Here is a 21,292-nt window from a genome sequence, read left to right on the forward strand (position 1 = left end):
ACGGAGAACGCCGGGAGCCGTTCGATCAGTAGTGGACGTAGGTGTAGGCGCCGCTCGAAGCGTTGCGGATGGTCTGGTAGTAGATCTTGCCGTTCATCGACTTGCCGCAGTTCGACGTGACGATCGAACCGTCGGACAGCACCTGTTCCACAATGGCCACGTGGCCGTACACGGCGCTGGAGCCGTTCTGACCGGCGCGGAAGGAGATCGCGGCGCCCACGTGCGGCGTGGTGTTCACCAGGTAGCCGAGACGACGGCCGCTGTTGCCCCAGTCCTGACCATTGCCCATGTAGGAGCCAACCGGCAGGCTGAGCTGGGAGCGGCGGACGTACGCCCACCAGGTGCACTGGCTGTACTCGTACACGTTACCGACATTGCCGGTGTTGTGACCGTAGCAGTAGGAGGCACCCGCGGCGCAGTTGCCCGGCACAGAGTAGTTCATGCCGGAGGCGCCGCCGGAAGAGGACGAACCGGAGGAGCTACCACCGGACGACGAACCACCGCTCGAGGACGAACCGCCCGACGACGAAGAACCACCGGAGCTGCTGCCGCCCGAGGAAGACGAGCCGCTGTTGCTGGGCCTGCTGCTGGACGACGACGAACCGCTCGACGGGCGGGTCGTGCCCTGACCGCCGCTGTTGCCATTGATCTGCTGCTGGGCGCTCTGCTTGGCCGCCGCCTGCTGCGCGGCGATCTGCTGGTTATAGGAGTCAATCTGCGACTGGATCATCACGGTCTGCGCGGCCTGCTGCGCAGCAGCGGTCTTCAGCTCGCTCTGACGAGACTCAAGCTCGGCGCGCTGCTGATCGCCCTTGTTGCGCAGGTCGTTGAGCGAGGCGGTCTTGGCCTGGGCGTCGGCCGCGGCCTGCTTGGCCTCGGCGGCCTTGGTCTCGGCCGCGGTCTTCAGCGTGGTGATCTGCTTTTCGATGGCGTCCAGACGATCCTTACGATTCATCTGGGTGCTCTTGGTGGTCGCGGCCTCGTTGGCGGCAGTGGACTCGGAACGGGTCACGGCCGCATCGGACTGCATGGTCTTGATGAAGTCATCGGTGCTCTTCGCACCCGTCACCACGCTCATGGTGTCGGAAGCGGCCGAACCATGGAAGCTGTCGCGGGCCAGCTGGGCCACGGCGGCATGCGCGTCGTCGTAGTCCTCGCCGGTCTGCTGGATCTTCTCCTCAAGATCGGCCTTGTCCTTCTGTGCAGCCTCAAGCCTGGACGCAGCGGCGTCGGCCTCGCCCTGGGCCGCCTCGGCGGCGTTGGCCGCGTTGTCGGCGGCCTCGATGGCGGCCGGAATCTGGTTGTTGGTCAGATCGTCGAGCTCGATGATCTTCTGTGCCAGATCACTGCTTACGCCACTGAGCTGCGCCTCGAGGCTCTTCTGCTTGGCCTTGCTTTCCGACAGCTGACTATACGACGGAACGGCGTTGGCCTCCTGGGCCGGAACGCCGAGCGACGCCAGCGCCATCGACGCGGCCATCCCCAAGCCTGCGACGATCGCGATGGCTTTGGTGCTTCTACGCATTACGGTCATAACGTCTCCTTACGCATTCGGCGCACAATAATAACCCATGAACCTGAGAATGCCTGATTTCAGACCGATCTCAGGCCTTCAGATACTTTCTCAGCGAAATCAGGGACGCCACGGCCGACAACAGTATGGCCCCAGCGATCAGTGCAGGCGAGATCAGCAGCACCGTGCCGATGTTCACGAACGGCATCCACGTGATCGTCTGGGCGAGCGACCCCTCCACGAAGATCTTGACGATGCCGGCGAGCGCCGCGCACGACAGGATCGATCCGATGAGCGACGCGATCACGCCCTCGAGGATGAACGGCAGCTGGATGATCCAGTTGGATGCGCCCACGAGTCGCATGATCTCCGTCTCGTTCTTGCGCGACGCGGCGGACATGCGGATGGTGGTTCCGGTGAGCATGATGGCCACGAGCACCATCACGGCGGCGAGCACCACGGTGACTGCGGTGCCGCGGTTGAGCACGGCGAACACGGGTTCGAAGATCTGTCGCTGGTCCTGCACCTCTTCAACGCCGGTCTTGCCGGAGAGCACTTCGGACACCTGCTGGTATTTCTCCGCGTTGGTGAGCTTGAGTCGCAGCGAGTCCTGCATGTCGTCGGCGGTGAGCGTGCGGCCCTGGTACACGCCGCCCGGATACTGCTTGGTGAACGTGTCGTCGAAGAACTGCTGCTTGCTCACGTACGTGATCTTGGAGACCTCGTTGTGCAGCTCCTCCTTGATCGTGTCCTGGATGTCCATGATCTCTTCGGTGGTGGGAGCCTTGCCGGACGCGCAGTTGGCGGACTGGCTGGTGCCGTCGGGGCAGAGCCACACCACGACCTCCACCTTGTCGTACCAGGTGCCCTTGGCCTTGGTGATCTGCGCCTGCATGAGCACGGAGGCGCCGATGAACACGAACGAGATGAAGGTGACGAGCATGACGGACAGGATCATGGATCCGTTGCGCTTGATGCTGGTCCAGGTCTCCGAAAGGACGAATCGGAATCTCATCGTGTGCTCTCCTGCTGGTCGTTCGTATGGTTCTGGTTGCCGTTTCCGCGACGTCCGCGCGGAGGTGCGGGCGGGGCCGGCGGGGTGGGCGGCTTGGGCGCGGACTTCTTCTTCGTGCCGTTCGCCTTGGGCTTGGACGATGCCGATTGGCTGGGCTTGGGTGCGGCGGGCGGGGCCGGCGCGCGCCTGGGCTTGAATTTGGCGTCGGGATCGTTGTCGGGCTGGGCGGGCGCCGATGCGGCCGGCACGTTCTCCGCTCGATCGTCGGTGTTGTCGTCGATTGCGGGGGCGTTCGTCGTGTTCCCGTCGTCGTTGATGACGGTGCTGTCGTCGATGACGATGCCCCTGCCCCAGGTGAGCGTGGTCTCCACGGGGGCGAATGCCTCACCGTAGCGGCCGGTTCGGCCGGAGTGTACGGAATTGGCGAGTCGGGCGATGCCCTCGTCGCCGGCGGTCACGTTGTTCACGGCCTCGGCGGCGGCCAGCACGCCTTCGGTCACGGAACGGGTCTTGTCGTCGAGTCGATCGACGGACTTGGCAGCAGACTTCGACTGCGAGTCTTCGGCATCGGTCGTGCCCTCGGCGCGTGCACGCAGCTGGGTGCGGCCGTCCACACCGAGCGCCTTCTGCGCCTTGGCCTCCACTTCCGCATCGGGGAAGTACGTGGCGGAATCGTAGGATCCCTGGGCCTCGTCACGCACAATCTTGCCGTTGTGCAGCTCCACCACGCGCTTGCGCATGGAGTTGACGATCTCCTCGTTGTGCGTGGCCATCACGATGGTGGTGCCGGTGCGGTTGATCGCCTCAAGCACCTCCATGATGCCCACCGACGTGGTGGGGTCCAGGTTTCCGGTGGGCTCGTCGGCCAGCAGGATCTGCGGATGGTTCACGTAGGCGCGGGCGATGGCCACGCGCTGCGCCTCGCCGCCGGACAGCTCGTGCGGCAGACGGTCCTCCTTGCCGGTCAGGCCCACGGTCTGCAGCACCTGCGGCACGAGCGACTTGATCGTGGACCGGCGCGTACCGATCACTTCGAGCGCGAACGCCACGTTTTGGTACACGGTCTTGTTGGCCAGCAGCTTGTAGTCCTGGAACACGAATCCGATGGATCGACGATACTGCGGCACCTGACGGTTGCGCATACGACGCAGATCGTTGCCCGCCACGCGAATGTCGCCCTCGGTGGCCAGCTCCTCGTGCAGCAGCAGGCTCAGCAGCGTGGTCTTGCCGGAGCCGGACGCGCCCACAAGGAAGACGAACTCGCCGCGATCGATGTCGAGCGTGATGTCGTCAAGCGCCGGACGCGATCCGCGCGGATATATTTTGGTAACGTCCTTGAGCGAAATCAGTGCCATTGGTATCCCCTACCCCGATCAATCAATGATCGATCAGACTCAATCTCTACCGATTTTCATACCGATATTCGAATATTCGAAGCCGGCCGCCAGCGTGCTGCCGACGGCCGGCTCATCGACTAGTTGGCGGCCTCGGCCTGGGCCTCACGACGCTGCTGGTGGCGCCAGCGGATGCCGGCGTCGATGAACTCGTCGATCTCGCCGTCGAACACGGCCTGCGTCTGCGAGGTCTCGTATCCGGTGCGCAGATCCTTGACCATCTGGTACGGGTGCAGCACGTAGGAACGCATCTGATCGCCCCAGCTGGCCTTGATGTCGCCGGCGAGCTCCTTCTTCTTCTTGGCCTCCTCCTCATGCTTGAGCACGAGCAGTCGGGACTGCAGCACGGCCATGGCGGACGCGCGGTTCTGGATCTGGCTGCGCTCGTCCTGCATGGTCACCACGATGCCGGTGGGAAGGTGGGTGATGCGCACCGCGGAGTACGTGGTGTTCACGCCCTGGCCGCCGGGGCCGGAGGAGCAGTACGTATCCACGCGGATGTCGCTATCGGGCACGTCGATGTGATCGGTGGCCTCGACCAGCGGCACCACCTCGACCGCGGCGAAGCTGGTCTGACGACGGCCCTGGTTGTCGAAGGGGCTGATGCGCACCAGACGGTGGGTGCCGCCCTCCACGCTCAGACGGCCGTAGGCGTACGGGGCGTCCACCTGGAAGGTGGCGGACTTGATGCCGGCCTCTTCCGCGTAGGAGGTGTCCATAACCTTGGCCTTGTAGCCGTGACGCTCGGCCCAGCGCAGGTACATGCGCAGCAGGATCTGCGCCCAGTCGGCGGCATCCACGCCGCCGGCGCCGGAGCGGATCGTCACCACGGCGGAACGCTCGTCGTATTCGCCGTCGAGCAGCGTCTGGATCTCCAGATCGGCCAGATCCTTGCCCAGCGTCTGGATCTCGGACTCGGCCTCGTCGAGGGTGTCCTTGTCGCCCTCCTCCTGACCGAGCTCCACCAGAGTCTCCACATCGTCGATGCGGGAGCCGGCGCCCTCGATGCGCTTGAGCTGGGATTCCGCAGCGGACAGACGGCTCGTCACCTTCTGCGCGTTCTCGGGATCATCCCACAGGCCGGGCGCGCTGGCCTCCTTCTCGAGATCCTTGATCTGCGAGCGCAGGGAATCAAGATCGATCGCGGTGGCGATCATGTCGTACTTGGCACGCAGTTCGCTGATGCCTTGGGAAAAATCAAATTCTGCCATCGTTGTTCACCTTACAATCATGCTGGTCGTTCATTGCCGGTCGGTCTTCCTGATTTAACAGGCCTTGCACAAACCGCGACGACTGGCATGTCGCGGCTGGTGGGAACAAGGAGAATCATTAGTCGTCGTCTCCGCATCGGACGGTGTCGAACGGCTGTCGGAGCGTGTCCGACACCGGTCACGACATTGCGCGTATTTCCCGTGGAACCGTTCCGCCACTTGGGATCGTTCCACGTGAAACGCTGCCGATGGGCTCGATGACGTCTACGAGATCGACGCGTCAAAGACCGGCGTACAACGCCGGAATAACCAGACTGCCGAGCATGCCGACGGCCACGACGACGCTCACCGCCCGTGCGACGGTGCGACGACGACGCGCCTGCTGCTCGCGTTCTTTCCGGTATTCGTTCACAAAGCGCCATTGTAACGGCTCCCCCTCACAAAACACAGCGTTTTGCGGCCGTGAGACGTTCGCCGGACGGGTAGACGGGAGGATTTATTGTTAAGAGCGGAATCCGTATGCGCGGCCCGTGCATATTCATGCGCGGATCGGGTTCGCACACGGCCGGTCGGCATATCACCGGATATGGCCGGCCGATTCGATTCGCATCCAATCCGAAGGAGCACAAATGACCGAATCACGCAAGGCATGGGGCTGGGGACTCGCCAGCGTCGACGCCGCCGGCAACACCCTCGACGTGTGGTACCCGCAGCTCGAGCTCGGCGAAGCGCCCGCCGACGACAAGCGTCCCAACCACGACTTCGGCGCGCTCGTCCATGATCAGGCCGACGCCCGTGGCGTGCGCCGCGTGCCCGTGTTCACCGTCTCCGCACTCGACGAGCCGATCGTCGACGCCGCCGACGCCTACCTGCGCCTGCACCTCATGAGCATGCGCCTCGCCAAGCCGAACACCCTCAACCTCGACGGCATCTTCGGCAAGCTCAACAACGTCGTGTGGACCAACTACGGCCCGTTCGCCGTGGAGGACTTCGCCCTGCGCAAGCTCGACGTGCTCAAGGCTGCCGCCGGCAGCCCGCTGCCCACCGCCGACGTCAACGTGCTGTCCGTGGACAAGTTCCCCCGCATGATCGACTACGTCGTGCCGTCCGGCGTGCGCATCGGCGACGCCGACCGCGTGCGTCTGGGCGCCCATCTGGCCGAAGGCACCACCGTCATGCACGCCGGCTTCGTCAACTTCAACGCCGGCACGCTCGGCACCTCCATGGTCGAGGGTCGCGTCTCCCAGGGCGTTGTGGTCGGCAACGGCTCCGACATCGGCGGCGGCGCCTCCATCATGGGCACCCTCTCCGGCGGCGGCAAGCTGCGCAACTCCATCGGCGAGCACTCCCTGCTCGGCGCCAACGCCGGCATCGGCATCTCCCTCGGCGACAACTGCGTCGTCGAAGCCGGCCTCTACGTCACCGCCGGCACCAAGGTCACCATCTACGACAAGGCCAAGGTGGCCGCCGGCCAGCCGCTCGACGTCGTCAAGGGCGCCGAACTCTCCGGCAAGGACAACATCATGTTCATCCGCAACTCCGTCAGCGGCGCCATCGAGGCACGCAGCCGCAAGAAGGGTATCGAACTCAACGCCGCGCTGCATAAGAACTAACGTTCTCATGCAGCCGTGCGCGGCCTTTGCGGCCGCTCCCCTCGCCTACGGAGAGTCCACTGGACTCTCCGCCTAACGGCTCGGCACAAGAACTAAAAAATTCGGGGATGGAGCGTCGTCCGCGTTGCCGAAGACTCGACGTATGTGAATACGCCTTCGCCTTCGGCGCCTTGACGACGCACGCATCCCCGAATTTTTTATCCGTGCTCCCTCCTGGGGAGGGAGCTGGACGACGCAGTCGGACTGAGGGAGGGATCGCGACGCATATAGGCGCTGGGGCCCTCCCTCTGTCATGACGTCCGTCATGACATCTCCCTCCCACGGAGGGAGAACACCGGTGCCCGACCTTAACTCCCATGCACCCTCTTTCCGGAGACAAGGGGCAATCGGCCCGCCGCGAGATCTCCAGCTGCGGGTACGTATGCGATCCGCACCAGACCCGCAGCGGAGGAGCCACTACACTGCGGGTCTGGTGCCGAAGCCGAACAAACCCGCAGCCAAGCACACGTCACGCTGCGGGTTTGTCATCACAACCAAACAAACCCGCAGCAGGCGACCCCGTACACTGTGGGTTTGTCACAATAACGAAACGGACCCGCAGCGAGGGAAGATCCCTGCTGCGGGTCCGTTGTTAATCGGCAAGCGAACCGCAAAGCCTACCGCTGGTCGATGGGCACGTAGGCGCGCTCGGGCTCGCCGGTGTATACCTGACGCGGGCGGCCGATCTTCGTGGCCGGATCGGCGAGCATCTCGCGGTACTGCGCAATCCAACCCGGAATACGGCCCAGCGCGAACAGCGTCGTGAACATCTGAGGGTCAAATCCGATCGCACGGTAGATCAGACCGGTGTAGAAATCGACGTTCGGATACAGGTGACGCGACACGAAGTAGTCGTCGTGCAGGGCGATGTCCTCCAGTTCCAACGCCACGTCGAGCAGCTCCTGCTCACCGGCGAACACGTCGGCGCGCTGCTCCATGATCTGCTTGAGGTACTTCTTCGCAATGGCCGCACGCGGATCGTACGACTTGTACACGCGGTGGCCCAGACCGGAGATGCGACGACCGTCCTTCTTCGCCTCCTCCACGAACTCCCTGACGCTCTTGCCGGATTCGATGATCTCCTCAAGCTGGCGCAGCACGGCCTCGTTCGCACCGCCGTGCAGCGGGCCGGACAGCGCGTTGATACCCGCAGCCACGGCCGAATACAGGTTCGCGTGCGCGCTGCCGGCGATGCGCACCACCGACGTGGAGCAGTTCTGCTCATGATCGGCGTGGATGATGAGCAGCTTGTCGAGAGCGTCCACCATGAGCGGATCGGACTCGAACTTGACGTACGGCACGGCGAAGCTCATGCGCAGGAAGTCATCCACATAACCGCGCAGATAATCCGGATACAGCATCGGCTCGTCACGGCGACGACGGTGGATGTGCGAGACGATCGTACGCACCTTGGCCATGATGTTGGCCGCCGCCTCGTTGAGCTGATCGGGGTCGTTGATGTCCACGGTGTCGGGGTGGTAGGCGGCGAGCGCGTTCACCGCCGAGGCGAGCACGCTCATCGGGTGGGATGTGCGTGGGAACGAGCCAAGGAACGCGCGGAACTCCTCACCCACCACGGTCTTGCGCAGAATGTTTTCACGGAACTTCGAATACTGGGCCGCGGTAGGCAGTTCACCATACTGCAGCAGCCACGCCACCTCGAGGAAGTTCGAATGCTCGCACAGCTGGCTGATCGGGTATCCGCGGTAGCGCAGCACTGAGTTATGGCCGTCGATGAACGTGATCTTGGACTCGCACTGGGCGGTGGTGAGGAAGCCCGGGTCCAGCGTGACCCAACCGTCGTTGCGGAGTTTGGACACCACGATGCCGTCGGGACCACAGGTGGCCTTCACGACCGGCAGGTTGTACGCGGTGGATTCCACCTCCAGCTTTGCTGTAGACATTTGCCCTCCCTAAAACTATGCGACCCGCCCATCACCGTCTACATATCTGCGATATTCGCATGCCGACGCGTGACCGTACATCGAAATGAACGTTGAAAACGTACGGATCGTCCGACTCACGAAGTGTACGAGTCGTAATGTCGTTTTAGGTTACAGGATGCGCGACGCCGATGCCGCGTAATGCCCATTTTTGGGAGACCGTGCCCGCAAGCCTCCCATTACACGGTCCTTGTATCTTGTATTGCTTCCCCTTGAGGGGAAGCTGTCGACGTAGTCGACTGATGAGGTGAGTGCAAAACGGCTGGAATGCGAATATATCGAATCGGTCTGTCGATGACATATATCCGCCGTGTATCCGGTATCCGGCCGTGTATCACCTCATCAGTCGGTCTTCGACCGACAGCTTCCCCTCAAGGGGAAGCCAAAGGAATCGAGTGAGATTCGACTGCCGGCTTCCTCAGGGGGAAGCCGGCGGAATCGCGTGGGACTGGAGACTAGTCGCGGGCGGTGAGGATGATCGGGTCGCCGTCGGTGATCGCGATCGTGTGCTCGCTGTGGGCGCCGCGGGAGCCGTCGGCGGAGCGCAGCGTCCAGCCGTCCTTGGAATCCTGGTAGATCTCGTCGGTGCTCTTGAGGAACCACGGTTCGATGGCGATGACCAGACCCGGACGCAGCTTGTAGCCGTGGTGCGCCTTGCCGTCATTCGGCACGTGCGGGTCGCCGTGCATGATGCGGCCCACGCCGTGGCCGCCGAACTCGAGGTTCACGGTGTAGCCGTAGGAGTGCGCCACATCGCCGACGGCGGCGGAGATGTCGCCCAGACGATTGCCGGAACGGGCCTGGTCGATGCCGGCGGCGAGCGCCTCCTCGGTGCACTTGATCAGTCGCAGATCCTCGGGGTCGGGGTCGTTGCCCACCACGAAGCTGATGGCGGAGTCGGCCACCCAGCCATCCACGTTGATCGCCAGGTCGAGCGACACCAGATCGCCGTCCTTGAGCGTGTAGTCGTAGGGCACGCCGTGCAGCACGGCATCGTTCACGGAGGTGCAGATGTAGTGGGCGAACGGGCCGGTGCCGAAGTCGGGGGCGTAGTCCACGTAGCAGGATTCGGCGCCCTTGCGCGATTCGATGCGACGCTTGACGAAGTCGTCGATCTCGAGCAGGTTGGTGCCCACCTTGGTGGACTTCTTGAGGTCGGAGAGGATTCCCGCCACGAACTTGCCTGCGGGGCGCATTTCGTTGATTTCCTGAGGTGTCTTGAGTTCGATCACTGCTGATTCACTTTCTACAGGTTGCTACAGTTCTCATCCACTGTACTCATCGTCACTGTACTGCAACGTCTCGGCATGCGTTGATAACCGTTCTCATGCCAGTGGCCGCCTGTGATCGATCGCACAAAACGTCGTGTGAAACATCAGCCGTACGGAATATCGAAGTCATAAGTATGACCGGATCGTTACTCTGGAGTCATGACAGACACGCTTATTTCCGGCATCGATCCGGCATCGTTCTCCTCCGTGATCAAGCCTTCCGATGATTTCTTCCGCTACGTCAACGGTCCGTGGATCGACACGTATTCACTTCCCGAGGATCGTGCGCGGTTCGGCGCATTCGACAAGCTCGCCGAGAACGCGGAGAAGGACGTTCGTGACATTCTCGAGGACGAGGACAGTCCGGCGATCAAGTCGGCCGTGCTCTACCGTTCGTTCCTGAACCAGGACGCGATCGACGCGGCGGGCATCGAACCGCTTCGTCCCGATCTGGATGCCGTGGATTCCGCCGCGGACAAGGCCGCACTCACCCGTGTGCTGGGTGCGCTCAACCCGGCCGGCGGCCCGGATCTGATCGGTCTCATGGTCTACCCGAACCCGGGCGATCCGGATGTGAACGTGGCGCACGTGGAGCAGGCCGGTCTGGCGCTGCCCGACGAGGCGTACTACCGCGAGGACCGCTACGAGCAGGTGCGCGCCGCCTATGTGGACATGGTGGCGAACCTGCTGCAGCTCGCCAAGTACGCGGCCACCGGCGACGAGGCGAGCCGCACGGCCGAGCGTTTCCTCGACGTGGAGAAGCGCATCGCCCGTCATCATTGGGACGTGGTGGCCACGCGCGACGAGGACAAGACCTACAACCCCACCGATTACGCGGATCTGAAGTCCACGCTCGCCGACTTCGACATCGAGGCGTGGGCGCAGGCGTGGCAGAATGCGTACGATCAGACGGTGGCCGCCGGCCTGCTGCCGATCGACATGCATGCCGTACTCGCCAAGACGATCGTGCATGAGCCGAGCTTCCTGACGGGCATCAACCGCTTCTGGGCGGAGACCGATCTCGACGATCTGAAGCTGTGGGCGCGCGTGCACCTGCTGATCGGCTGGGCCGGTTACCTGAGCCACGAGTTCGATCAGGCTCGCTTCGACTTCTATGGCAAGGTGCTTTCCGGCACCACCAAGCAGCGCGACCGTTGGAAGCGTGCGGTGTCGCTGGTCAACGGCATCAGCGGCGAGGACGTGGGCCGCGAGTACGTGCGCCGGCACTTCCCCGATTCGTCGAAGCAGCGTATGGAGGAGCTTGTCGCCAATCTGATCAGCGCCTACCGTGCGTCGATCCAGGCGAGCGACTGGCTGGGCGAGGAGACCAAGGGCAAGGCGCTGGAGAAGCTGTCGAAGTTCTCCCCGAAGATCGGCTACACGAACCACTGGCGCGACTACGGCGCGCTGAGCGTGTCCGACGACCTGTCGCTGGTCGAGAACCTGCGCAACGCGTTCCGTTATGAGGCCGGTTATCAGCTGTCTAAGGCCGGCAAGGCCGTGGACAAGGACGAGTGGCTGATGAACCCGCAGACGGTGAACGCCTACTATGAGCCGACGATGAACGTGATCGTGTTCCCCGCGGCGATCCTGCAGCCGCCGTTCTTCGATCCGAACGCCGAGGATGCGGCCAACTACGGTGGCATCGGCGCGGTGATCGGCCACGAGATCGGCCACGGATTCGACGATCAGGGCAGCAAGTACAACGGCGACGGCAAGCTGCACGACTGGTGGACCGCCGAGGACCGTGCGAACTTCGAGAACCGCACCAAGGCGCTGATCGAGCAGTACAACGGATTCGTTCCCGCGCAGCTGGCCGAGAAGTACGCGGCCGCCGGACACCCGGAGAAGGCGCCGCACGTGAACGGCGCGCTGACGATCGGCGAGAACATCGGCGATCTTGGCGGCGTGAACATCGCCATCAAGGCGTACGCGATCTCACTGGGCGCGCCGAACGGTTCTGCCGAGGCCGTGTCCAAGGCGCTGGAGAAGGCTCCGGTGATCGACGGATTCACGGGCACGCAGCGCTTCTTCCTCTCGTACGCGTCGATCTGGCGCGGCAAGAACCGTGACGAGCTGGCCGAACAGTATCTGCAGATCGATCCGCACTCCCCCGCCGAGTTCCGTACGAACGGCATCGTGCGCAACGTGGATCTGTTCTACAAGGCGTTCGGCGTGACCGAGAACGACAAGATGTGGCTGGCCCCCGACCAGCGCGTCCGCATCTGGTAGTTCGTCTCAACCCCGAAATTCTCCCTCCCGTGGAAGGCCAGCGTTCTCCCTCCACGGGAGGGAGATGTCACGGCTCGTCCGTGACAGAGGGAGGGATCCAACACCTTTACGAAATGCGAGCCCTCCCTCAGACCGGCCTGCAGCCGGCCAGCTCCCTCCCAAGGAGGGAGCACACGGAAACCACCGACGTCACCGACGTTCTCCCTCCACGGGAGGGAGATGTCACGGCCCGTCCGTGACAGAGGGAGGGATCCAACACCTTAACGGAATATGAGCCCCTCCCTCAGACCGGCCTGCAGCCGGCCAGCTCCCTCCCAAGGAGGGAGCACACGGAAACCAACCGACGTCACCGACGTTCTCCCTCCACGGGAGGGAGATGTCATGACAACGTCATGACAGAGGGAGGGATCGGCACCTTTACGGAATATGACCCCTCCCTCAGTCGCGCTGTTGCGCGCCAGCTCCCTCCCAGGGAGGGAGCACACGGGGGGATCACCCAGCGTGCGAAGTTATCCACATTTTTTTCGACGGTGGGGCACGTTGATGCACATTCCCCACACGGCTTTCCTTTTCGCACACGACCGGCGCACAGTGGATATCACCGTTGCTGCGGTGACCGGAATCATGGGCGAACTCCTTCTCCTCACTCAGGCACATGCCGATAAAGCACACGCCGATTCACGCCCGTGGATCCTGCTCCGCTGCGGTGACGGGCCAACGTGCATCGCATCACGTCAATGCAGACGACGCAACCGATGCGAACAAGGAAAGGGGCATCAGCCATGGCACAATCACAGATCACCATCACCGGAAATGTGGGCGCAGATCCGACACGATTCGGCCAGGAGGGCGGCACGCCGGCGTGCTCCTTTCGACTGGCATCCACCCGTTCGTTTTGGAATAGACGAACCAACGCATGGCAGGAGGCCACCACGACGTGGATCACCGTCAAGGCCTTCCGGTCGTTGGCTTTGAACGCGATGCAATCACTGCACAAAGGGGATGCGGTGATCGTATCGGGCACGTTGGCCACCGAGGAATGGGAACGGGACGGTATGACTCGCACCAATCTGGTCATCGAGGCCGCCACCGTGGGACATGACCTGACCAAAGGCAGATCGATGTTCGTCAGGAATCCCGGCAACGGCGGCGGATATCAATCGGGAGGCAATGACGGCGGCTGGCCCGGACCACGCAACGGGGACGGCAACGGGCCGGACGGCGCCTCCGCTCCGAATGGATCGCCCAACGCGGGCAACGGCGGCGGCAGGATCGGCGTCGATCCGTACGACAATCCGACCATGGGAGACGGCAACGACGAGTTCAACGGTTTCGAAGGCAACGGCGGCTGGCCGAATCCCAGCGGCGGACAGAGCGTCGGCCAAACCTACCCAGCCCCACCCCAGCAAGCCGATCCCCAATCTGCCCCAGCCCCGGTCGGGGTCTAGAACAACACTCAACCGGTTTGGAATAGAACGATGAAGGGGCCGGCCGCGAGAATGCGGTCGGCCCCTTTGTATGTCTGTCGACTGTCGCTGTGGTTCAGCGACCGTCGGTCATCGTGCTCAGGCGAGCAGCGTCTTGACGCGATCGGCGATGGCGTCGGCGGCCTCGGCCACCGGCACGGCGACGTTGTTCTCGCCGTTGCGATCACGCACTTCGATCGTGCCGTTGTTCACGGTGTCGCGACCGGCCACGGCGATCACCGGAACGCCGATGAGCTCGGCATCCTTGAACTTCACGCCCGGGGAGACCTTCTTGCGATCGTCGTAGATGACCTCGAGACCGCGCTCCTCCAGCTCGGTGACCAGCTTCTCGGCGGCCTCGAACGCCTCGGCGTTCTTGCCGGTGGCCACCACGTGCACCTGAGCGGGGGCGATCACGGTCGGCCAGGCCAGACCGCGCTCGTCGTGATGTGTCTCGGCGATGCAGGCCAGCACGCGGGAGACGCCGATGCCGTAGCAGCCCATCCACACCGGCACGGCCTTGCCATTCTGGTCGAGAACCTTGAGGTCCAGCGCCTTGGAGTACTTGAGGCCAAGCTGGAACACCTGGCCGATCTCCACACCGCGTTCGAAGCTCAGCGGGCCGGAGCCGTCCGGGCTCATGTCGCCGTGGCGAACCTCAACGGCCTCCACGGTGCCGTCGGCCTGGAAGTCACGGCCGTAGACGAGGTTGTAGTAGTCGACCTCGTTCTCGTCGGCGCCGGTGAACCATGCGGAGCCCTTGACCACGTGGGCGTCCACGAAGTAGCGGATCGGATCCTCCACACCGGCGGCCTTGGCCTGCGGGCCCAAGACCATCGGTCCGATGTAGCCGGGGACCAGCTCCGGGTGCTTCTTCAGATCCTCCTCATTGGCTTCCTCAAGCTCGGCCGGGGCGAACTGCGCCTCGAGACGCTTCATGTCCACGGTGCGGTCGCCGGGAACGCCGACCACGATCACCTCGCGCCACGGCTCATCATGATCCGCGTCCTCGGCGTGCTTGACGGCGATGACCACGTTCTTGAGGATGTCGGAGGCCTGCCATTCGCGGCCGTCGTCGCGAGGCTTGTCGGCGTTGCCGCGCTCGATCATCTTGTCGATGGTCTTGGCGTCGGGCGTAGCACGCTTCTCGGCGGCGGGGGTGTTGGAGCAATCGATCTCCGGCAGTTCGGGCGTGTGCAGGGCCTCGACGTTCCAGGCCTTACCGGACGGAGCGAGCGCGAACGTGTCCTCGCCGATCGGCATGGGGGCGAGGAACTCCTCGGACGCGGAGCCGCCCATCGGGCCGGACATGGCGAACACGGGCACGTACTTGAGGTCGAGACGCTGGAAGACGCGCTCGTAGGCGCCGCGCTCGTCGTAGTACGCCTTCTTCAGGCCCTCCTCGTCGATGCTGAACGAGTAGGCGTCCTTCATCACGAACTCACGGCCGCGGATCAGGCCGGCGCGCGGACGGAACTCGTCGCGGTACTTGGTCTGGATCTGGTACAGGGTGACGGGCAGGTCCTTGTACGAGGAGTACATGTCCTTGACCAGCAGGGTGAACATCTCCTCGTGCGTCGGCGCGAGCAGGTAGTCGGCCTGATGACGGTCCTTCAGGCGGAAGATGTTGTCGCCGTACTCCTCCCAGCGGTGGGTGGCCTCGTACGGTTCGCGCGGCAGCAGTGCGGGGAAGTGCACCTCCTGGGCGTCGATGCTGGCCATCTCCTCGCGGATGATCGCCTCGATCTTGTTGAGGACCTTCAGGCCCAGCGGCAGCCAGGTCCAAATGCCGGGGGCGGCCTTGCGAATGTAGCCGGCACGCTGCAGCAGCTTCGCGGAATCGACGTCCGCGTCGGCGGGATCCTCGCGCAGAGTGCGCAGGAACATAGTAGACATACGAAGGGTATTGGAAGTCATGTGTTCCAAGGTATTCGGTTTCACGGACATCATCGACGGCACGGATTTTCATCATGACGACGGCGTGGTTATCGATGACAGGCGCCGATGATCGACGGCGGCCGACGGCTTGATGAACGACGATCGACGGCGCAATATCGATGTCGGCCTTGTCATGACGACGATGTTGTGGACACAATGGAGTGGACGAAGGAGGCTCCCATGCCCGACCCAGTCCCCGAATTCGAATCCGCGGCATTGACGTCCGACGATGGCACGCGGCAGACGGCTGTGCCTCAGCCGATGTCGGAAACGCAGCCGCAACCGGTCACGCAGCCGCAACCGGTCACGCAGCCACAACCGTGCGCTTGGCCGACAAGCACCGCGCAGCTCCGTGATGCCACGCTGAACCCCGATGATTTCTCACCGGTTCGAGGACGGTTCACGCCGACCGGACTCGATCTTGAGGATCCGCGCTGTGCCACGGTATTGGAGTTGGGCCGTTCGGCGGCCGATCTGCTCGACGAACGGGCGCGACTGATCGACGAGATCCGTTCGTCGACGACGACCGCGGTGACACGGACCACGCCTGCGGGATCAGCGGCGGCAGCGTTTCCCGATCCTTCGCAACCCCTCGGACCGCAACCCCTCGGATTCCAACCGCAGGCTCCAGCCACGGCCCCACAAACCCCGTTCACACAATCCCCGGCAAGTGACCCAGCGGCTGCGGCGCTCCCCAGACGTTTCCGCGTTTCCGCCGTGCAGATCCTGCTGCTGGTGCTTGGAGTCGGACTCATCGGACTCGCCGTATCCGTGTTCGCATTCCTCACCTACCCGCTGTTCGGCAACGACGCCCGCACGATATGCATCGCCGTCACCGGCTTCATCGGACTCGCCGTATCCGTTGCGATCGGCGGCAAAACGCGCGTCACCGCGGAAGGCGTGGCATGGGCGTCGTTCTTCGCGCTGGTCACCGCAAGCGTACTGGCCAGCAAACTCGGGCCGATACCTCGACTGCATCTACGGGATCTGGTCACGGGACTTCTACTGCTCATGGTCGCCGCAATCGCCGTGGCACTGCATCTGGCAACAGCGAAACGAACGACCCCTACCCGTGCCTATTCATTGGCCGCCAGCCTGCTCACGCCCATGGGACTGGCCATGATCGGCAGCACCGGTCTGCTCGGCCGCACCGGGCAGAGTCTGGCGGTCATCACGCTGATGTCCGCCGTACTCATCGCAACGTATCTGCTGCCCGCGCCACGACTGCCGGATGCGGAACGACTGCTGATGACGTTGGAGTCGTCCTTCATTCTGATGGTGATCGGCTTCGGTGATTTCGCGAATCCGAACCATGTACGATTCGCGGCCGTCACGTCACTGGCCGCCTACGTGGTCCCGATGATCATCGCCACGCTGATGTGGGTGCGCGCCGCCACCCCTCAGATTGTTCCGCCGATGCAGGCCACCCAACCGATGCCGGATCCGCGGTCCCCGCAACGCGTACGCACCACGATCACCGACGCGAACCGTTGGATTCTCACCATCATCACGGTGATCATGGGCGTGGGCATGATGGGACTGTCGATGACGAACGACTATCGTCCACTGCCGCCGGATGTGCCCACCGCGCTGTTCGGCGTGACGGCGCTCATCGTCGGCACGATGTGGATGAGACGACGCCCCGCACTGCGCAGCTGGCCCGCGCTCTGGCCCGGCCTGACGACGCTGCTCGCGCCGATGCTGCTGGTCTCGTGGAATGAACGGTGGGCGCGCGATCAGATCATGTACAGTACGTCGCCCGACGGCATGACACCGACCAGCTCCGGTCACCCGTTCCCGGTGCGTGAGATTCTGCTGTTCGTGATCGCGCTGGCCGTGCTGATCGCGGGCGCGCTGCTCGGATGGCAGGCGCCGATCATCGCCGGTGCGGCAACGCTGATCCTGCACGTGATCGTACTGCTGTGGTCATGGATCGTCATGTTTTCGCTGGCGTTCTGGTGGGTATGGCTGGCGGTCGGCGGCATCGTCCTGATCATCGTGGCCGCCCGCTACGAGCGCAGCCTGGGAGCGGCGAAAACACTGGTCACCAGAATCTCGCAGCTCCGGTAGCCGTCGTATCCCCCGTTCTCCCTCCAAGGGAGGGAGATGTCATGACAACGTCATGACAGAGGGAGGGGTCCAGCCCCTATCGCAGTCTCATCCCTCCCCGAACCGCCGCATCCTCTTCTTGAGAGGCGTAACACATGCGGGACGAAACCTACCGGTCTGCGAGCACTCCACCGGCATAGGCGTCGGAATCGCCTGCGGAGTAGTAGATCTCGCCGGGTCGGGCGCCGCCTTCGAGGAGCTTGCTCACGGTCACGAAATGATATCCCTGGTCCTGCAGCCGCTTCACGATCTGCGGAATCGCCCTGGCCGTACTGCCATACGTGTCGTGTAGGTCAACGATGGACCCGCTCAACGTGGTATCCACCACCTGCTTCACAGTGGCGTTGGCGTCCCGGCTTTTCCAATCCTGCGAATCGATGTTCCACAGCACCAGACTCATACCATCGGCCTTGGCCTGGTTCAGCACAGTGTCACTCCACGCACCGTCCGGTGCCCGAAGAAGCGTCGGACGACTGCCGGTCACGTTTTCGATCGCATCGGAGGTCTTGTCAAGACTAGTTTTGAGGTCGCCGGCCGACAGTGCGTGCAGCTGTGTATGCGACCACGACATGCTGCCGATTTCGTGTCCTTCCGCGGCTGTTCGTTTGAGCAGGTCCACGTTGCTGCCGGTGATGTTCTGTCCCTGCACGAAGAACGTGGCGGGCACGCCGGCCTTGTTGAGCGCGTCGAGCACCTTAGGCGTGTTCGTCTTGTCCGGCCCGTCGTCGAAGGTGAGCGCCACGCATTTGCTCAGCCGGCAGTCGAGCGGCATCGCGTCGCGCACGGCGTCGGTGGCGGACTGCAGATCGGCCATCACGCCCTTGGTGGATTCCGCGGTCAGATTGTTGGTCTTCTGCAACGCCGTTGCCGCATCGATCGCACCAGATAGCGCGGTGCGCAACGATTCATCGACCTTACCTGCGGACACGTCGAGCACGGTCTGCGCGGTGGACACGAGATACGACAGTCGCGTCCGCACGTTGACGGACTTCTGATCCTCGATGCTGGCCTTCACATTGTCGGCCGCATACTGCACTTCGCCGGTGCGTTTGAACATGGGAGTGATGGCGTCATTGAACGATCCGGCAAGGGTATTGAGGTCGTCGATGCCGGCGCTGCCCGAGCATTGGCTTTCGTTGAGCGCATTGAGGTCCAGGCCGATCACGGAGCTGTCATTGGTGCCGGCGAGATCGTTGAGCATGTCGAGCAGTTTGGTGTTGGCCACGTCGTCGGACGGGGTCTTGCCAAGTTCGCGCGCGGCTTTCATGGTGGCGGTGTAGGTGGTGACCGTGGTGGCGTATTTCGATTGCGCGCTCTGGCAGGAACGCAACGCTTCGGCATGCGCCTGCGCACGGAAATCGGCCACGCCACGGGCGATCGTGACGCCGGCGATCAGCGCAAGCACGGCGAACACGGAGAGGAACGCGATGAGTAGTGGCTTTGGACGGCTGTGGGGCAGGCGCCGGGCAGAAGCGGTGATGTCTGCGGAAGCATCGTGCCGGTCTTCCGAGGCCATGTCATCGGTGCCGCCGTCAGAGAGACCGGTGACGTCCGCCCACTGACTGGCCAATGAATCGAAGTCGCCCGAGTTGATGTCGGCGGAGTCCGCGTCATGCTCATCTCTCATGAGATCCCCCTCCTTCGTCAGCGTAGCGAGCTGCCGGGGACACAATTTCTTTTCACCATATCAACCAGAATGACGGCAGACCAAGACCGCACCGCGATTGGCATCATGACGACCTATCTCGTAGTTGTGGTACAGATCAGCGACATCTCCGCCACCTAACCCGCATTTATGAGGTCCTTTGTTCGGCGGGCTCGCTTCATAGGCACCGTGATTAAGGGCCACCAAGACAGCTTTCCACAACAAACTATCGAAAAATGCAATATAAACGACAGTCTCTACTTGGCGAAGGACCTCACAAATCAAGGTTAGGTATTGTCAACCCATGCGAAGAACCTCACAAACGGCAGATAGCCGTTCATTAACGCCGTGCAGCGCGGATCAGAGTATCGCTTCAGCCGGTACCGCCCCAGATGAGACTTCAGAACAGGGCGTCCTGAGCAAATTCGTCGTCAGGGTTGGCGGGCGTAGTGGATGCCGCACCACCGAACTCAGCATCCGCGGCCGCGCGCCGAAGCAGAACCGGATTGAACGCGTCCGGGCCGTTGGCAGCCAGATGCGCGGCGGCATCGTCGGAGGCCTCGCGCAGTTGGGAGTCCAACATCACGGCGTCGGGCGAGACGAGGAACGCACGTTCGTTCAGGCCATGCAGGTACAGACCGTCGAGCGCCTCGACTCGGGAGAGCGCCACATAGCCCATGCCGGGCGCGAATGTACGACGCAGGTCCATCACGGCACGGTCGAGCGTCATGCCCTGCGACTTGTGGATCGTGATGCCCCACGCGCAGCGCAGCGGCACCTGACTGACGGATGCAAGTACCTTCTCGCCGTCCATCATCTCCCAGTCGGCCGGTTTCATGGTCACGATATTGCCGTTCTCGAACCGTACGATCGGCCAGCCGCCCTTGCTCTCGTCGGAGAAGCCGGTCACCGTGCCGATCGAACCGTTCACGTACTGCCGGTCCGCGTCGTTGCGTAGTGCCATCACCGCGGCGCCGGTCTTCAGGATCAGATGCTCCGGGGCGAGCATGTTCTTCTTCAGCCGTTCCACCAGTTGCGCGCTGCCGGCCGATGTGGCGTGGAAGCCGTGCGGTTCGTCGTCGATCTCGTTCAGCCGCAGATCGTTGAGCGCGTCGGCCTGACGGTTCGTGGGGAACAGGTTCGTGGCCACCACGCCCGGTTCGGGCATCATGCCGATGCGTCCGCCCAGCACGGTGCGATCGGCGTCGGTCACGCCGCCGTCGCGAATGTCGGTGAGCACGGTGAGCAGTTGGCCGTCGTCCTGACGATGCTGTTCGGTCAGGTAGCAGATCGTGGGCGCGAGCGACTCCCACACCAGCGATTCGGTGACGAACCCTTCCGGGTCCAGTCCTCGCCGCGCGTACTCCTCGCGTGATCGCAGGAACTCCTCGGTGGGTGCCACCACGTCGTTGTTGCGTCCCGAACGGCTGACCGGTGGCAGCTGGAAGAAGTCGCCGGACAGCACGACCTGCAGTCCGCCGAACGGCCGCGGGTCACGTCGCAGTTCTCGGCAGACGCGGTCGACCATGTCGAACAGCCAGGCGTGCATCATCGATACCTCGTCGATCACCAGGATGTCGGTGGCGTCGATGGCCTTGCGGCGTCGTGTGCGGATGCGTTTGAGCGTGGCCTCTTCGAGGGACGTGCTCACGCCGACGCCGCTCCACGAGTGGATGGTCTGGCCGTTGATGTGCGTGGAGGCGATGCCGGTGGACGCGGTGACCGCCACCGAAGCGCCCGCCTTGCGCGCCGCGGCGACGAACTCGTTGAGCACATAGGTCTTGCCGGCGCCGGGCGCACCGGTGAGGAACACGTTGGCGCCGGCGTTGAGGATGGCGAGGGCTTCGGATTGCAGCATAGATCGCTATGGTACCCGCACCCGGAGGCGGTGATGCGGGGCGCG

14 protein-coding genes are annotated in these 21,292 nt (G+C 63.5%); 4 read left to right on the top strand and 10 right to left on the bottom strand.

The genetic code is table 11. The annotated features are described in order from the left end of the window. Positions 1-25: 25 nt before the first annotated feature. The 5 genes from Tam10B_RS01860 to Tam10B_RS13685 all read right to left on the bottom strand — a co-directional run bounded on the left by Tam10B_RS01860 (position 26) and on the right by Tam10B_RS13685 (position 5,545). Positions 26-1,534, bottom strand: a complete 1,509-nt coding sequence (locus tag Tam10B_RS01860) for a CHAP domain-containing protein (protein WP_233133540.1) — start codon at positions 1,532-1,534, stop codon at positions 26-28. A gap of 70 nt (positions 1,535-1,604) precedes the next feature. After that, on the bottom strand, positions 1,605-2,528 hold the full coding sequence (gene ftsX / locus Tam10B_RS01865; protein WP_093959569.1) for a permease-like cell division protein FtsX: 924 nt from the start codon (positions 2,526-2,528) through the stop codon (positions 1,605-1,607). After that, positions 2,525-3,883 (bottom strand): cell division ATP-binding protein FtsE, encoded by a 1,359-nt coding sequence (ftsE, locus tag Tam10B_RS01870; protein WP_093959570.1) that lies wholly within the window; start codon positions 3,881-3,883, stop codon positions 2,525-2,527. The genes ftsX and ftsE overlap by 4 nt, the downstream gene beginning before the upstream one ends. A 119-nt stretch (positions 3,884-4,002) precedes the next feature. After that, positions 4,003-5,133, bottom strand: coding sequence for a peptide chain release factor 2 (gene prfB / locus Tam10B_RS01875; protein WP_093959571.1), 1,131 nt, complete (start codon positions 5,131-5,133; stop codon positions 4,003-4,005). A gap of 280 nt (positions 5,134-5,413) precedes the next feature. Continuing rightward, a complete protein-coding gene (locus Tam10B_RS13685) occupies positions 5,414-5,545 on the bottom strand; it encodes a hypothetical protein (protein WP_258185403.1) in 132 nt (43 codons plus the stop codon). A 217-nt stretch (positions 5,546-5,762) separates the two neighbouring features. Here Tam10B_RS13685 and dapD point away from each other — a divergent pair, with 217 nt between their 5' ends. Then, entirely contained in the window at positions 5,763-6,746 is a 984-nt protein-coding gene (gene dapD, locus Tam10B_RS01880) for a 2,3,4,5-tetrahydropyridine-2,6-dicarboxylate N-succinyltransferase (protein WP_093959572.1), read from the top strand. 656 nt (positions 6,747-7,402) lie between these two features. Here the strand turns inward: dapD and Tam10B_RS01885 are convergent. Together Tam10B_RS01885 and map are read right to left on the bottom strand one after the other, a co-directional pair. After that, the gene (locus Tam10B_RS01885) at positions 7,403-8,689 is read right to left on the bottom strand and encodes a citrate synthase (protein WP_093959573.1); all 1,287 of its coding nucleotides are present in this window, start codon (positions 8,687-8,689) and stop codon (positions 7,403-7,405) included. Positions 8,690-9,183: 494 nt separating this feature from the next. Then, positions 9,184-9,960, bottom strand: coding sequence for a type I methionyl aminopeptidase (gene map, locus Tam10B_RS01890; protein ID WP_093959574.1), 777 nt, complete (start codon positions 9,958-9,960; stop codon positions 9,184-9,186). A 198-nt stretch (positions 9,961-10,158) separates the two neighbouring features. Between map and Tam10B_RS01895 the strand changes: the two genes are divergently transcribed. Together Tam10B_RS01895 and Tam10B_RS01900 are read left to right on the top strand one after the other, a co-directional pair. After that, a complete protein-coding gene (locus tag Tam10B_RS01895) occupies positions 10,159-12,231 on the top strand; it encodes a M13 family metallopeptidase (protein ID WP_093959575.1) in 2,073 nt (690 codons plus the stop codon). Between the two features lie 782 nt (positions 12,232-13,013). Continuing rightward, complete coding sequence (locus Tam10B_RS01900) at positions 13,014-13,679, top strand: single-stranded DNA-binding protein (protein ID WP_158214093.1); 666 nt, start codon at positions 13,014-13,016, stop codon at positions 13,677-13,679. A gap of 117 nt (positions 13,680-13,796) precedes the next feature. Here Tam10B_RS01900 and Tam10B_RS01905 read toward each other — a convergent pair whose 3' ends face one another. Continuing rightward, complete coding sequence (locus Tam10B_RS01905; RefSeq protein WP_198947497.1) at positions 13,797-15,614, bottom strand: proline--tRNA ligase; 1,818 nt, start codon at positions 15,612-15,614, stop codon at positions 13,797-13,799. Between the two features lie 201 nt (positions 15,615-15,815). Between Tam10B_RS01905 and Tam10B_RS01910 the strand changes: the two genes are divergently transcribed. Further along, positions 15,816-17,705, top strand: coding sequence for an SCO7613 C-terminal domain-containing membrane protein (locus Tam10B_RS01910; RefSeq protein ID WP_093959578.1), 1,890 nt, complete (start codon positions 15,816-15,818; stop codon positions 17,703-17,705). A gap of 148 nt (positions 17,706-17,853) precedes the next feature. On the opposite strand, the gene Tam10B_RS01915 is transcribed toward Tam10B_RS01910, so the two are convergent. Then, on the bottom strand, positions 17,854-19,371 hold the full coding sequence (locus Tam10B_RS01915) for a polysaccharide deacetylase family protein (protein ID WP_093959579.1): 1,518 nt from the start codon (positions 19,369-19,371) through the stop codon (positions 17,854-17,856). A gap of 418 nt (positions 19,372-19,789) precedes the next feature. Beyond that, on the bottom strand, positions 19,790-21,247 hold the full coding sequence (locus Tam10B_RS01920) for a DEAD/DEAH box helicase (RefSeq protein ID WP_093959580.1): 1,458 nt from the start codon (positions 21,245-21,247) through the stop codon (positions 19,790-19,792). Positions 21,248-21,292 lie beyond the last annotated feature (45 nt).

This window comes from Bifidobacterium vansinderenii (assembly GCF_002234915.1).
GTDB lineage: Bacteria > Actinomycetota > Actinomycetes > Actinomycetales > Bifidobacteriaceae > Galliscardovia > Galliscardovia vansinderenii.

What these genes read in the sequence shown, in the direction of transcription:
- Tam10B_RS01860 (WP_233133540.1), bottom strand. Translation starts at nt 1,534, where the DNA reads ATGACCGTAATGCGTAGAAGCACCAAAGCCATCGCGATCGTCGCAGGC.
- ftsX (WP_093959569.1), bottom strand. Translation starts at nt 2,528, where the DNA reads ATGAGATTCCGATTCGTCCTTTCGGAGACCTGGACCAGCATCAAGCGC.
- ftsE (WP_093959570.1), bottom strand. Translation starts at nt 3,883, where the DNA reads ATGGCACTGATTTCGCTCAAGGACGTTACCAAAATATATCCGCGCGGA.
- prfB (WP_093959571.1), bottom strand. Translation starts at nt 5,133, where the DNA reads ATGGCAGAATTTGATTTTTCCCAAGGCATCAGCGAACTGCGTGCCAAG.
- dapD (WP_093959572.1), top strand. Translation starts at nt 5,763, where the DNA reads ATGACCGAATCACGCAAGGCATGGGGCTGGGGACTCGCCAGCGTCGAC.
- Tam10B_RS01885 (WP_093959573.1), bottom strand. Translation starts at nt 8,689, where the DNA reads ATGTCTACAGCAAAGCTGGAGGTGGAATCCACCGCGTACAACCTGCCG.
- Tam10B_RS01895 (WP_093959575.1), top strand. Translation starts at nt 10,159, where the DNA reads ATGACAGACACGCTTATTTCCGGCATCGATCCGGCATCGTTCTCCTCC.
- Tam10B_RS01900 (WP_158214093.1), top strand. Translation starts at nt 13,014, where the DNA reads ATGGCACAATCACAGATCACCATCACCGGAAATGTGGGCGCAGATCCG.
- Tam10B_RS01905 (WP_198947497.1), bottom strand. Translation starts at nt 15,614, where the DNA reads ATGACTTCCAATACCCTTCGTATGTCTACTATGTTCCTGCGCACTCTG.
- Tam10B_RS01910 (WP_093959578.1), top strand. Translation starts at nt 15,816, where the DNA reads ATGCCCGACCCAGTCCCCGAATTCGAATCCGCGGCATTGACGTCCGAC.
- Tam10B_RS01915 (WP_093959579.1), bottom strand. Translation starts at nt 19,371, where the DNA reads ATGAGAGATGAGCATGACGCGGACTCCGCCGACATCAACTCGGGCGAC.
- Tam10B_RS01920 (WP_093959580.1), bottom strand. Translation starts at nt 21,247, where the DNA reads ATGCTGCAATCCGAAGCCCTCGCCATCCTCAACGCCGGCGCCAACGTG.